This is a genomic window from Peribacillus sp. NPDC097198, assembly GCF_044762055.1.
Classification (GTDB): Bacteria; Bacillota; Bacilli; order Bacillales; family DSM-1321; genus Peribacillus.
The window spans coordinates 429703-443793 of record NZ_JBIWDO010000001.1; the positions used below are offsets into that span (position 1 = coordinate 429703).

Consider the following 14091-nt stretch of genomic DNA (forward strand, 5'->3'; position numbering starts at 1 on the left):
AACATAAAAAACATCGATAATTTGAATAAAATAAGGCGATTTTATAAACCTTTTTACCTAGTCCTGATAAAAATAAAAACCGCTCCGGCATTCGGAACAGTTTGATGATGAAAAGATAGGATATGAATATGTCTAAAAAGAGAATAATAGCTTTAAGCCGAATGCACATAGAATACTTCCACCAAGGATCTCACTGTATACTCCCATGAGTCCCTGCATCTTTCTCCCAAGCAGAAGTCCCGCCCACGTTAAAAGAGTGGCGGCAAGGCCAAAGCATAAAATGGTCACGAGCGTTTTCGCCCCATAGATTCCGAGAGTCAAACCCACTGAAAAACTATCCAGGCTCACCCCAAGCGCAAATATGAGCAACCCTTTTCCCACCGGGGCAAGTAGTTTTTGATCTCTGCTCCCTGATTCATTCACCTTCCCGGGTAGGAACATCTGGATGCCAAGAAAAATCAACAAGAGGCCGCCCGCATATGTAGCAAAAGTTCCGAATTTATCAGAGATAAAACGCCCCGCCCCCATTCCAAGCAACGGCATCCATACATGAAAAAAACCGACTGTCAGCCCGATGAAGAAAATCTGCCTCAGCCTTAGCTTGAACATGCCCATTCCCAATCCCACAGAAAAGGCGTCCATGCCTAACGCAAAAGCCATGATCAATAAGGTGATGATTTCCCCAGAAACCGTATTCATTCCAACCCCCCTCGGACGTGCCTACTACATGTTATGCATGTCCGAAAAGAAATAGAAGGAAAAATCCTGTGTTTTAGCTTTGATTATCTATCCCTCGATAGTTTGGTGACCGGCAGCTTTAACGAGCCTGTTCATGATGGCAACGCCAATCCCGGACTCCGGAAACATTTCGCTAAAGATGATATCCGTATCAAGGGCATCAAATTGTCTTAACGTATCGTACAACCCGGCTGCAACCGTATGCAAGTCTGCCAATGATCCAGGCGCTATGACATAATCCGCTTTATATTCAGGTTGATGCTCAGTAGAACATATGACGCCAACTTTCAGCCCATCTTTTCTTTTTTCATCCACAAGTCTTTGAAGAAAAGCTTGATTGCCCTTCACTAAAAAAAGTGGCGCTTTCGGTGCATAATGTGTATATTTCATTCCCGGTGCTTTTGGGGCCGCATCTTTACTTTTCAAAGCGACATCATGCCTTACCGTACCGATGACCGCTTCGATTTGTTCGAGTGTAATCCCACCGGGTCTTAATATAACCGGGGTTTCTACGGTACAATCAAGCACCGTGGACTCAACGCCTACCCCTGTTGCCCCGCCGTCGACGATACCTGCAATTCGACCTACCAAATCATCTTCGACATGCTTAGCGGTAGTCGGGCTCGGTTTCCCCGAAGTATTTGCACTCGGTGCCGCTATCGGCAAGCCACTCTCCTTAATAAGGGCCAAGGCAATCGGATGATTCGGCATCCTGATTGCAACGGACTCCAAGCCAGCTGTCACTATGTCCGACAACTTTCCAGGTTTTCGTTTCATAATGAGAGTCAATGGCCCCGGCCAAAACTCATCCATCAGTTTCCTTGCTTGTTCTGGGACCTCTTCAACTATCTCGTTTAATTGCTTCTCAGAAGCGATGTGGACAATCAATGGATTGTCACTTGGTCGCCCCTTTGCTTCGAACACCTTTTTTACCGCTTCATCACTTTTTGCATTAGCTCCCAAGCCGTAAACGGTTTCAGTAGGAAAGGCTACCACCTGATTGGCCTCTAATAATTCGGCCGATTGTATGATCTGGGGATAACTTTGTAAATTATCCACATCTTTATCCACTAACCAGACTTTCGTTTCCATTATTAACACCTTCACTTTTTTACTTATCTTATTTTTGATAATTGCTTATATATGAACGGTTTTTCAGCCGTTTTAGATGGTTTTTGCTTAAAAGATACTTTGAAAGTATAAAAGAAGTATACACAATATTCAAGTGTTATCCACAAATTGTGGGTAACTACAAGTAAACTGTGGATAATATTGTGGATATTGGCCATTAAAGACTGACTTTTTCGATATTTTGTTAATATGCCTGTGGATATGTACGGTTTTCCCTTTCTAAACCTGAAAATTGGGGACAGTTGCCCCCATTTCAAAAAATCTCATGGAAAATTTCCGCAAAAAGTGACTTCACTTCAACTTCGGATTCATCTTCTCCGTCGTACACTTGTTGTCCCTTATCGGCAGAGGCCGTATATTCGGCATTCTCTACTTCTTCATCCTCTTCTCTCCCCTCCTCCTTCGCCCCTTCTACTATCTTATCCTTCGTTTTTGCTTTCGTGTCCTTTACAGCCGCGGACACTTTTGCCTTTTCCACCGTCACCGTTTCCTTTTCTTCATCCTCTACAATAGGACTTTGGCTTACTGCCGTACCGTTTGAAAAATCAAGGAAGCATAATGGAGGAAACAACACACACCACCAGTTAGCCCCTTCCCCTTCACCAAGCGTAATGATCACCGCTTCGTACTCACCTGCAGGGTATAAATACTGGCCATAAAGCTTTGTGGGAAACTCCGCTTGTCCAAAATCCACGGAAACGGACTGCTCCAAACCATTCTCCTTTACCACTTCCCTGGCCGTGGCCTCAATATCACCCAAATGGGATTGAATTACTTTTCTCGCTTCATCTAATGAGGTAAGATCTTTTACCCACTCGGTAATATCGGCATTCACTTCGTCACGGATCAGGCGTTTAACGGATTGGTCCGCTTCCTTATCGCTGTTAGCCAAAATCCTAAGACGAATCGCCTCATCCGGTATGACCATGGTCGCCTCGGTTCCGACCGCTTCCGCTTTCGGCATGTATATACTTATAATCGTTCCTATTGTTAAGATTAATAGATAAATAATGGCTAAATGTTTAGTTTTCATTACTCTCGCCCCCCTCATACAAACTAGTCTCGCCAATACCCGGCTATCTTAAACTAGTAAATATGATTTAAGGTTCACGATTTTCCAAAAGGAAAAAATCCGTCCCCAACGGAGACGAATCAACTCAATATAGCAAAGACCATCCGATCTTTCCCATTAATATCATGTTCAACGGAAACATCCGCGTGCACAAACGTTTCTTTCAGTAATCCAGCCACAGCTTTCCCTTGTCCTGCCCCCACTTCAAAACCGATGAAACCAGGCACTTGCATGACTTGCGGCAATTGTTCCATAAACCGGCGGTAAAAATCGAGTCCATCGACACCTGCAAATAAAGCACGATGGGGCTCATGATCCGTTACGACCGTAGACATCGTCTTTTCATCTTCATCCGGGATATATGGAGGATTCGATAAAAGGATGTCCACCTTCTTATTTTGCTGGATGAAGGGCTGAAGTAAATCACCTTGGATAAATTGCACATCCGCATCCAGTAATCCAGCATTCCTTCGCGCCACCTCAAGTGAAGGTGCTGCGATATCCGTGGCCGTCACGTGCAGTCTTGGTTCCTCCAGTTTCATCGTTATGGCAATTGCTCCACTACCCGTCCCGATATCTGCCATATTCAGCTTCTGGGCCCCTTTAAAAATGCCGGGAAGTTTTCGAAGCGTATAGTATATCAATTCTTCCGTTTCCGGTCTGGGAATCAATACTTCTTCATTCACAAGGAAGGTACGGCCATAAAACTCCTCGCTTCCGATTATATACTGGACCGGTTCTCCTTTTACGTGTTGCGCCACTCCCGACTTGAATTGTTCAAGCTGTTCTGGACTGAGTTCTGTGTGCAGATTGGCCAAAAGTTGCGATCTCGTCTGTTTTAAATAATGTTGCAGCAAAATCTCTCCCGCATTGGCATCGCGACCATTCTCCATTAAAAAAGAAGAAGCCCACTTCAGGGCTTCATATACTTTCACAACCGGATTATTCATCTGCATTTTCCAGCCTTGATGATTGATCTTCCATGATCAAGGCATCCACGACATCATCCAGCTTTCCTTCCATGATTTGATCCAGCTTTTGAATCGTTAAGCCAATCCGATGGTCGGTAACACGGTTTTGCGGGAAATTATACGTGCGGATTCGTTCTGAACGGTCCCCTGTACCAACTGCAAGCTTCCGGTTCTGGTCATATTCTGCCTGTACTTCGCGATTGATTTTGTCATATACCCGAGCCCGTAATACTTTCATCGCTTTGTCTTTATTTTTGATTTGTGATTTTTCGTCCTGACAAGACACTACCGTATTCGTTGGTATATGTGTTAAACGTACGGCAGACATGGTCGTGTTAACACTTTGCCCTCCAGGTCCGCTGGATGCAAAAGTATCTACACGTACATCCTTATCATGGATTTGTATTTCCACTTCTTCCGCTTCTGGTAAAACGGCGACCGTTGCCGTTGATGTATGAATTCGTCCACCCGACTCCGTTTCAGGGACACGTTGAACACGATGGGCTCCATTTTCAAACTTCAACTTGGAATAAGCACCATTCCCATTGATCATGAAAATGATTTCCTTATAACCGCCAAGCCCGGTAGGACTCGCTTCAATGACCTCAGTCTTCCAACCTTGCACCTCAGCAAAACGGCTGTACATGCGGTAAAGACTTCCTGCAAATAGAGCCGCTTCATCTCCGCCTGCCGCTCCACGTATTTCCATGATAACGTTTTTGTCATCATTAGGATCTTTCGGAATCAGCAAGATCTTCAGCTTTTCCTCGAGTCGTTGTATCGTGGATTCGAGTTCACTGATTTCTTCCTTAACCATATCGCGCATATCCGCATCCAATTTATCCTCAAGCATTGCTTTAGCTTCCTTGTGTTGATCCCGGACCTCTTTGTATTCCTTATAAGTGGAAGCCGTTTCCTGAATACTAGCTTGTTCCTTCGAATATTCCCTTAGCTTATTCGTATCATTGATGATTTCAGGGTCACTCAATAGTTCATTCAATCTCTCATATCTATCTTCTACTGCTTGCAGTCGATCAAACAAGTTATTCACCTCTTAAGTTATCCAACACCTACTTGGCATGATGTTGAAAGGATCTTTTTATTTCTACATATAATTAATTCAGTGCCCCATTCGAGTTCACTTCTAAGGTTAATTATAGTATAGGTGAATAATCAACGTCAAAGCTGATTCAAATATGTGGTTATTTCTTTACTTTCACATCTATATTATATTGGGGAACGGCCCGTAAGATAAGATCCTCGATCCGTCTCTTTTCCTTTTCTCTTTCCTGATCCGTCTTTATTTTGCCTTTGGCAAGGACGGTCACATGAATCGTATTGCCATTATGCCACACCATCCCAGTATCATAATCGGTTTCCGATTTAATGACCGCCCGGATTTTATCTACTTCTTGTCCCATTGAGGGTGAATTATTACTTGTATGATGAGGTGTATTCAGCAGCTGATCAGACGGGCGTTCCGTTTCATTGTCCCAATCAGGAGTGACATTTTTCATATGATTACCAACAAATTCTTGACCATTTCTAGTTTGATCTCCGTATTCTGAATCATTATCAATTGCATTGTCATTTTGACCGCAAGCTGTCAATATACTAAGAAAAACAGCCGCCAAAAAAGGCAAAGTGATTTTCATGTTTTTACCTCCATTAGGTTATGTCTTATTAGAGTGCTTCCTCTTCAGCATTCCCAAAATGAAGGTAAAAGTTTCTTTAATTCTCTTCCATGTATTGGGATGACCTTTCTTCTATATGTTCCCTTTACCTAATAAAAAATGCCCTAGGATCGGAATCCTAGGACATCGTTTTACATTCATATTTGTTCTTTTACTTCCACCGCTTGTTTACCTGGAACTTCGTGATGATGACGGCAACGGGGCTCATATGACTCCGATGCACCAACAAGAATGATGGGTTCATCATAGGAAGCAGGCGAACCATCAATCAAACGCTGAGTCCTACTCGCAGGTGACCCACATACTTCACATACAGCTTGCAGCTTCGTAACGGATTCAGCAAGTGATAATAAAGTAGGCATGGGGCCGAATGGTTCACCTCTGAAATCTTGGTCCAGTCCAGCCATAATCACTCGATAACCGCTGTCCGCAAGATGCTGGGCAACCCCGATAATTTCAGGATCAAAGAATTGAACTTCATCTATCGCAATAATATCCAAGGGCTGATCCAGATACTTAAATATATCTGTTGAATGGGCAATCGGCTTTGCCATCACGGAGGAACCGTTGTGTGATACGACAGCCTCTTCCGCATAGCGGTTATCTATAGCTGGTTTAAAAACCGCTATACTCTCTTTTGCAAATTGAGCACGGCTGACCCGTTTTATCAATTCCTCAGATTTACCTGAAAACATGCTTCCGCAAATAACCTCGATCCAGCCTGTTTGTTTCATTACATACATGGAAACAGCTACTCCTTCCACCTGTCGATCCCTTGGCCATAATTTTTTTGGACCCGGTTTTATATAAAATCTCATTAATTTTCAGAAAAGAAAAAAACAGGCAAGAAGAATACTTGCCTGTTTTTTGAAAGTCCGGCTTATTTAATACCGTATTTTTTGTTGAAGCGATCAACACGTCCGCCAGCTTCAGCGAATTTTTGACGACCAGTGTAGAATGGATGGCATTCTGAACAAGTCTCAACTTTGATTTCTTCTTTAACTGAACCAGTTTCAAAAGTATTCCCGCAAGAGCAAATTACTTTTGATAGTTTATAATTTGGATGAATTCCAGTTTTCATTCTTTTCAGCTCCTTCTGCCCTGAATCATTCGAAACAGAGTTATATACTTCAAGATGAGGAAAATGCATCCTCACATTTATTGTAAAAACACATGACCTCATTATAGCAATTTAAAACTCGTTGTGCAACATTTTGTTTTCAACCTGTTTAAGAGCGCTTTAAACTCGATGATCCTTTTTTCATTTCAAGCATCTCTTCGTCCAACTTACTGAAAAATTCCTCATTGCTTTTTGTCTGTTTTAGACGGCGAAGGAATTTCTCTGCAAAATCTGGGGAATCGGACATCGTTTTACGAATGGCCCAAAGCTTATCCAAACGGTCTTTCGGAATTAATAATTCTTCTTTACGGGTACCTGAACGGCGAATGTCAATCGCAGGGAAAATGCGTCTTTCAGCAAGGGAGCGGTCTAAGTGAAGCTCCATATTTCCCGTACCTTTAAATTCTTCATAAATAACATCATCCATACGTGATCCAGTATCTACCAAAGCTGTAGCAAGAATCGTTAAGCTACCGCCTTCTTCGATGTTCCTGGCTGCTCCAAAGAAGCGTTTCGGCCGATGGAATGCAGCTGGATCAATCCCACCCGATAACGTTCTACCGCTTGGGGGAATCACTAGGTTATAAGCACGTGCCAAACGAGTAATACTATCCATTAGAATGATGACATCGCGTTTATGCTCAACTAGGCGCATTGCCCGTTCCAATACCAGTTCAGCCACTTTGATATGGTTCTCCGGCACTTCATCGAATGTCGAACTAACGACGTCACCAGCCACTGAACGTTCAATATCCGTTACTTCTTCGGGGCGTTCGTCAATGAGTAAGACAATTAATTCCGCCTCGGGATGATTCGTTGTAATGGCATTGGCCATTTCTTTAATCAACATCGTTTTACCCGCCTTAGGGGGAGCCACGATTAACCCACGTTGGCCAAACCCGACAGGAGCAAGGACATCCATAATTCTTGTTGATAAATTCTTCGTCGTTGTTTCTAATGTAATCTGTCTATTTGGATACAACGGAGTCAACCCAGGGAAATGGACACGTTCCTTAGCAGACTCAGGATTGTCGCCATTAACGGCTTCTACATGTAATAATCCATAATAGCGTTCGTTTTCTTTCGGCGGCCTAACCTTTCCGGATACCTTATCACCATTACGCAAATCAAACCTGCGGATTTGGGAAGCTGAAATATAGATATCCTCCGAGCTTGGAGAGTAATTAATCGGACGCAGGAAACCAAATCCCTCTGAAGGGATAATCTCTAAAACACCTTCCATGAATAGAAGGCCATCTTGTTCGGCTTGAGCTTTCAGGATCGCAAATATAAGTTCTTTTTTCGACAGCTTGCTGTAATAAGAAACTTTATATTCCCGTGCATGCTCATAGAGATCTTTTAATTTCATGTTTTCTAAATTGGAAATCGTTAAATTCATCATGACACCACACTTTTATTAATTAAACGTTTTCACCCATACTGAAAAAGGATTGGTTTGTTAAATGGAAGAGAATCCACAATCCATGTACCTGACCAGAGTTTTCGTAGAAAGGATGATACATTTTACATGTAAAGAAGAAAATTATTTGAAGGCTTCTTGAAGTTTGGAGTGAAAGGGCAGAATTAAATCAATTAGTAGAACAAGCTTTATTTTACTTTTTTTAATTAAATTATTCAACTTAATTTTTTAAAAGAGAAAGCGTGCATGAAACACGCGCGCTTTCCCTCATAACTATTCAAGAGTAAATGGTCTTATCTAATCAAGCCGTTTGGCTTCATTTTCAGAATATGGCGTCCATCGATGAAACGGACCGTTCCTGATTTGGCACGCATGACCACGGATTGTGTCTCGCCATGATGAGCCTTAAATTGTACGCCACGAAGAAGTTCACCATCCGTAACGCCAGTCGCAGCAAAAATCGCGTCATCACCACGGACAAGGTCTTCCATTCTCAAGACTTTACCAAGATCAAGTCCCATTTTCCCACAGCGTTTCACTTCTTCTTCATTTTGAGGAAGAAGCTTACCTTGGATTTCTCCTCCAAGACATTTTAATGCTACAGCTGAAATGACTCCCTCAGGAGCTCCACCAGATCCGAATAGAATATCAACACCTGTATGATCGAAAGCCGTATTAATGGCACCGGCTACATCTCCATCGTTGATCAACTTGATACGGGCACCCGCATCGCGAAGTTCTTCGATGATTTTAGAATGGCGTTTACGGTTCAAGACCGTAGCTACCACGTCTTGAATATCCTTATTTTTCGCTTTGGCAACTGCCTTAAGGTTATCTAATACGGATGCATTGATATCGATCAGGCCTACCGCTTCAGGACCGACGGCAATTTTATCCATATACATATCAGGAGCATGCAGCAAGTTCCCTTGATCGGCAACAGCCAAAACTGCTAGTGCATTCCATCCGCCTGATGCAACGATATTCGTTCCTTCTAAAGGATCGACTGCAACATCCACTAGTGGTCCAAGGCCTGTACCAAGTTTCTCACCGATATAAAGCATGGGTGCTTCGTCCATTTCCCCTTCACCGATAACGACCGTACCTTGCATGGGTATGCTATTAAAAACATCCCTCATCGCCGTTGTTGCCGCATCATCTGCTTCTTCTTTCTTTCCTCTACCCATCCAACGCGCAGATGCAAGAGCAGCCGCTTCCGTTACACGGACAAGCTCCATCGACAAACTTCTTTCCATTTTTCGTTCCCCCTCAATGTGCAAACATGTTTTATTTATATAATAGTATAGCACATTAAAGCATATAACGTAACACAATAAGGCAATAAGAAAGGGATCAGCTTTTCAGCTGCTCCACTTCTTCTTCTGTCATTTTTTCACGCCAGATCGTTGCACCTAAGCCAGAAAGTTTCTCTACAAGATGACTATATCCACGGTCTATATGTTCAAGACCCGTCACTTCCGTTATTCCTTCTGCCATTAAACCTGCAATTACCAAAGCTGCTCCTGCACGCAAATCGCTCGCTTTGACCTTTGCCCCATGAAGTTGGACCGGGCCGCTAATGATACCCGTCCTGCCTTCCGCTTTAATCTTTGCATTCATGCGGCGTAATTCGTCTATATGCTTAAAGCGTGCTCCGTAAATCGTGTCAGTCACCATGCTTGAACCGCTTGCTTTTGTTAATAACGACGTAAAAGGCTGCTGTAGGTCAGTCGGGAACCCCGGATAAACCAAGGTCTTTATATCAACAGACTTCAGGGCCTGACCAGGAGCCACAAATACTTGATCGTCCCCAGCTTCAATTCCGACGCCCATTTCCCTCATTTTGGACGTGAGTGACTCTAAATGTTGGGGAATGACATTATCGATCAATATGCCCTCACCAACAGCAGCAGCTAGAATCATGAAAGTTCCCGCTTCTATCCGATCGGGGATAATCGTATGTTTGCACCCATGAAGGCTATCCACACCATCAATCCGAATGATATCCGTTCCGGCTCCCTTGATTTTCGCTCCCATATTGGTCAACAAGGTAGCCACATCAATAATTTCTGGCTCTTTTGCGGCATTTTCAATTACGGTCCGCCCTTTAGCCAAGACAGCAGCCAACATGATATTGATCGTTGCCCCGACACTGACTACATCCAAATAGATACGGGCACCACGTAGCTCGTCCGCCCTTAAATAAATGGCGCCTTGTTCATTCGTCACTTGTGCTCCTAGTGCTTCGAACCCTTTAATATGCTGATCGATTGGACGAGGCCCTAAATGACATCCTCCAGGCAGTCCAATTACAGCTTTTTTAAATTTCCCTAGCATCGCACCCATCAAATAATAAGAGGCACGCAATTTTTTCACCTTTCCGTTAGGTAGAGGCATAGAAATCATTTTGCTGGGATCGACAGTCATTTCACCATCGTTAAAAACAACAGTACCGCCAATTTCCTCCATTAATTCTTTTAGCATCTGTACATCAGAGATATCCGGCAGGCCTTCTATCGTGACTGGGGAATCTGCCAAAATCGTTGCAGGAATTAAAGCGACAGCACTGTTTTTCGCACCACTGACCCGAATGGTCCCCTTAAGAGGATAACCACCGGCAATTTTAAGTTTTTCCATAATGAACTCCCTTCCACGCTAAGCACTCAAGAAGCTGTATTTTAAATAAAAGTAATATTTTACCACAAGAAAATTGCGTAATCCGACATCATTCACTATCTAGTTTCTTAGTTTACACAAAAATAGAAAAGTCATGTAGAAAAATGAGAAAAATTTCTAATTTTTTTCTTTTTCATCCAATACTCAGCATTCTTTTGCAACTTAGCGGTAGGATTCATTATGCTTCTGTACGAGAGTTCCAGTCTTTCAAGAATGCTTCGATCCCTTTATCCGTTAAAGGATGGTGGAATAATTGCATTAACACTTTATAAGGAATTGTTGCGATATGAGCTCCGTTTAACGCAGCTTGTGTGATATGCATCGGATGGCGAATTGAAGCCGCGATGATTTCTGATTGGATGCCATGGATTGTAAAGATGTCTGCGATATCGGAGATTAAGTCCAATCCATTTTGACCGATATCATCTAAACGTCCTAAGAATGGAGACACATATGTCGCTCCTGCCCTAGCAGCAAGTAACGCTTGGTTGGCACTGAAAATAAGGGTAACATTCGTTTTAACTCCTTGTTTTGTTAAAGCTGCAACAGCCTTCAAGCCATCCGGTGTCATTGGTACTTTGATTGTGATATTTGGTGCAATGGCAACTAGTTCTTTTGCCTCTGCCATCATTCCTTCAAAATCAAGGGAGATAACTTCCGCAGAGACAGATTCCTTTACAAGGCTTGTAATCTCTTTTAGACGGTCATGAAAAGAAACGCCTTTTTCTCTTGCTACAAGCGATGGGTTGGTCGTAACCCCTCCTAAGACACCAAGTTCGTAAGCTTGTTTAATTTCTTCCATATTAGCTGTATCAATAAAGAATTTCATGAAAAGTTCCTCCATATGTAAATGAATTTTACGTGCTTGTACACTGCATTTTAATGGTTTGATGAACGAAGGGCAATACCGCCTTGTTCCTATGTCGCCATCAGAGAACAAAAAAATCTCTGATGGACAAATTACCTTTTAAAAAAATTAAGCTTTGTTATTGGAACCGAATTCGCGAATTTTACCAATGACCGTTTGTTTGATTGCTTCCCGACCAGGTCCTAAGAATTTGCGTGGATCATATACATCCGCATTACTATTTAAGACTTCTCGAACAGCTTTAGTGAAAACGATTTGGTTTTCCGTATTCACATTTATTTTTGATGTTCCCAGTGAAATGGCTTTTTGGATATCTTTTGTCGGAATACCAGTGCCACCATGAAGAACAAGCGGTTTTTTAGTTAGATCACGAACCTCTTCCATTTCCTTATACCCAAGGTTCGGTTCTCCTTTATATGGACCATGGACAGAACCCAATGCCGGAGCAAAGCAGTCTACATCCGTTTCCTTAACAAGAAGTTCACATTCCTTAGGATCTGCATAAACGACACCATCTGCGATGACGTCATCTTCTTGTCCACCTACTGTTCCTACTTCAGCCTCAACGGACACATTGCGGGCGTGAGCGAATTCCACAACCTTCTTAGTCGTTTCAATGTTCTCTTCAATCGGGTGATGGGAAGCATCGATCATTACTGAAGTGAAACCAGCCTCGATAGCTTCTTTACACTTATCAAAGCTAGAACCATGGTCAAGATGAATGGCCACAGGTACGGTGATTTTCATATCTTCCATTAAACCTTGAACCATCATCACAGTTGTTTTGAATCCACCCATGTGACGGGCAGCCCCTTCAGAAACACCAAGAATGACCGGCGATTTTTCTTCTTCTGAAGCAGCCAGAATAGCTTGCGTCCACTCCAGGTTATTAATGTTAAATTGACCTACTGCATACTTTTCATCAAGAGCTTTATTCAGCATATCTTTCATGGAAACTAAAGGCATTTGATTTCCTCCTAATAATGAATGTATTGTTGAAAGTTGTTTCTATCTAGATATTCCCGAAAACTAAAGCATCATACACATAATAACCAGAATATCTCTACTCGTTTAGCATATCAATACATGAAAAAAACAGCAACAAATTGACCATATCACTTAAGCTTCACACTAAAAAAAACACGGCTATCTTAAAGAAGATGCCGTGACGCTTCTTTATTGAGATAAAGATCCATAAACCTAGTTAACTAGATTGGATGGGTAAATATTCACGGACAGCATTTCTAATATCATCGATGTCAAAAGGCTTTGCAAAATGAGTCATCGCCCCTAAGTCCTTTGCTTCTTGTATCATGTCAAGTTCTCCATACGCCGTCATGATGATGACCCGAATATCGGGATCGACCGCTTTCATCCGCTTCAAGATTTCTATTCCATCCATACCGGGTATCTTCATATCCAACAATACAAGATCAGGTGAATCATTGTTAAGAACTTCTAAAGCCTGAATGCCATTCGCAGCTTGAAACGTTTCATACCCTGCTTTATGTAAGACCTCGTTCAATAAAATCCGAATCCCAAACTGGTCATCGACAATTAATATTTTCCCTGACATTTAGCCACCTCTGTTCTCTATTTGTAATGTGAAAATGAATCAGATAATAGATCCCCCTTATGGGTAATTAATTTGGCTTACTGCAAAACTTCTTTGGAGTTCTATGTCTCTATGTTCATATTCAATAATTGTAACAAAATTCCTGCAATAAGAGTAAATTGATTTTAATTTTTCGGATGACCTTTCTGACAGATAATGACTCGAATGACTGGAAATCTGTTAAAGAAACAAAAAGTCCTTTATAATAGGGGTACTATTTTTTAAAGGAGTTCCTAAATATGTTGAAGATATTTTCTACACAGTTAAGTGGTGTATTTAAGAAGATCATGGAAAAGGATTCTTTCGAAATGGAGGATGCCGGACGCCTATTAGCTCAGGCCGTGGTCGGAGATGGGTCCGTTTTCATTCATGGATTCGGGGAAATGCAAGGAGTTGTTGCGGAAAGCCTTGAGGGGGAGGAACCTTTTCCAAAAGCTAAAAGATACACAGATGATAGTAGGATTTCCCACGAGGATCGGCTTCTGTTATTCAGTCGTCACTCAGATGATCCAGAAGCCATCAAATTTGCTGAACGACTTCATCAGGAAGGCATACCTTTCGTTGCCGTTTCAACCGCGGTTCCATCCGAAGGAACCACACTGGTGGAGCTTGCGGATGTCCACATTGATTTACGCATCCAACGTGGATTAATCCCGGATGAAACGGGAAATCGTTACGGTTACCCGACTCTCATCGCTGCCCTTTTTGCTTATCATGGGATTAAGTTCACGGTCGAGGAAATCATACAAGAATATGAAGATGAATCCGAAGTTTGACCCGACTTCT

Annotated in this window: 15 protein-coding genes; 1 reads left to right on the top strand and 14 read right to left on the bottom strand. The window is 42.4% G+C overall.

The window, feature by feature from the left end; all coding sequences use genetic code 11:
• Nucleotides 1-132 precede the first annotated feature (132 nt).
• The 14 genes from ACIQXQ_RS02045 to ACIQXQ_RS02110 all read right to left on the bottom strand — a co-directional run bounded on the left by ACIQXQ_RS02045 (nucleotide 133) and on the right by ACIQXQ_RS02110 (nucleotide 13266).
• Entirely contained in the window at nucleotides 133-699 is a 567-nt protein-coding gene (locus ACIQXQ_RS02045; RefSeq protein ID WP_402954888.1) for a manganese efflux pump MntP, read from the bottom strand.
• Between the two features lie 87 nt (nucleotides 700-786).
• Nucleotides 787-1830, bottom strand: coding sequence for an L-threonylcarbamoyladenylate synthase (locus tag ACIQXQ_RS02050; RefSeq protein ID WP_402954893.1), 1044 nt, complete (start codon nucleotides 1828-1830; stop codon nucleotides 787-789).
• A gap of 292 nt (nucleotides 1831-2122) precedes the next feature.
• Nucleotides 2123-2902 carry a stage II sporulation protein R gene (spoIIR, locus tag ACIQXQ_RS02055; protein ID WP_402954896.1) on the bottom strand — a complete coding sequence of 260 codons (780 nt, stop codon included), beginning with the start codon at nucleotides 2900-2902 and terminating at the stop codon, nucleotides 2123-2125.
• A gap of 119 nt (nucleotides 2903-3021) precedes the next feature.
• The gene (gene prmC / locus ACIQXQ_RS02060; protein ID WP_402870297.1) at nucleotides 3022-3891 is read right to left on the bottom strand and encodes a peptide chain release factor N(5)-glutamine methyltransferase; all 870 of its coding nucleotides are present in this window, start codon (nucleotides 3889-3891) and stop codon (nucleotides 3022-3024) included.
• The gene (gene prfA / locus ACIQXQ_RS02065; protein ID WP_402870294.1) at nucleotides 3884-4954 is read right to left on the bottom strand and encodes a peptide chain release factor 1; all 1071 of its coding nucleotides are present in this window, start codon (nucleotides 4952-4954) and stop codon (nucleotides 3884-3886) included. The genes prmC and prfA overlap by 8 nt, the downstream gene beginning before the upstream one ends.
• Before the next feature lie 160 nt (nucleotides 4955-5114).
• Nucleotides 5115-5567: a hypothetical protein gene (locus tag ACIQXQ_RS02070; protein WP_402954899.1), complete on the bottom strand. Its 453-nt coding sequence runs from the start codon at nucleotides 5565-5567 to the stop codon at nucleotides 5115-5117.
• A gap of 176 nt (nucleotides 5568-5743) precedes the next feature.
• Nucleotides 5744-6349, bottom strand: a complete 606-nt coding sequence (locus ACIQXQ_RS02075) for a thymidine kinase (protein ID WP_402870289.1) — start codon at nucleotides 6347-6349, stop codon at nucleotides 5744-5746.
• Between the two features lie 137 nt (nucleotides 6350-6486).
• Nucleotides 6487-6687 (bottom strand): 50S ribosomal protein L31, encoded by a 201-nt coding sequence (gene rpmE, locus ACIQXQ_RS02080; RefSeq protein WP_034315847.1) that lies wholly within the window; start codon nucleotides 6685-6687, stop codon nucleotides 6487-6489.
• A 148-nt stretch (nucleotides 6688-6835) separates the two neighbouring features.
• Nucleotides 6836-8125, bottom strand: coding sequence for a transcription termination factor Rho (gene rho / locus ACIQXQ_RS02085; protein WP_402870287.1), 1290 nt, complete (start codon nucleotides 8123-8125; stop codon nucleotides 6836-6838).
• A gap of 314 nt (nucleotides 8126-8439) precedes the next feature.
• The gene (glpX, locus tag ACIQXQ_RS02090) at nucleotides 8440-9402 is read right to left on the bottom strand and encodes a class II fructose-bisphosphatase (protein WP_402870284.1); all 963 of its coding nucleotides are present in this window, start codon (nucleotides 9400-9402) and stop codon (nucleotides 8440-8442) included.
• 97 nt (nucleotides 9403-9499) lie between these two features.
• Nucleotides 9500-10783 (bottom strand): UDP-N-acetylglucosamine 1-carboxyvinyltransferase, encoded by a 1284-nt coding sequence (locus ACIQXQ_RS02095; RefSeq protein WP_402954902.1) that lies wholly within the window; start codon nucleotides 10781-10783, stop codon nucleotides 9500-9502.
• A gap of 217 nt (nucleotides 10784-11000) precedes the next feature.
• Entirely contained in the window at nucleotides 11001-11651 is a 651-nt protein-coding gene (gene fsa, locus ACIQXQ_RS02100; protein ID WP_402870279.1) for a fructose-6-phosphate aldolase, read from the bottom strand.
• 147 nt (nucleotides 11652-11798) lie between these two features.
• The gene (locus ACIQXQ_RS02105) at nucleotides 11799-12656 is read right to left on the bottom strand and encodes a class II fructose-bisphosphate aldolase (protein ID WP_402870278.1); all 858 of its coding nucleotides are present in this window, start codon (nucleotides 12654-12656) and stop codon (nucleotides 11799-11801) included.
• A gap of 238 nt (nucleotides 12657-12894) precedes the next feature.
• Entirely contained in the window at nucleotides 12895-13266 is a 372-nt protein-coding gene (locus ACIQXQ_RS02110) for a response regulator (RefSeq protein WP_402870275.1), read from the bottom strand.
• Between the two features lie 278 nt (nucleotides 13267-13544).
• On the opposite strand from ACIQXQ_RS02110, the gene ACIQXQ_RS02115 reads away from it, so the two are divergent.
• A complete protein-coding gene (locus ACIQXQ_RS02115; protein WP_402954905.1) occupies nucleotides 13545-14081 on the top strand; it encodes a DUF2529 domain-containing protein in 537 nt (178 codons plus the stop codon).
• Nucleotides 14082-14091: the final 10 nt, after the last annotated feature.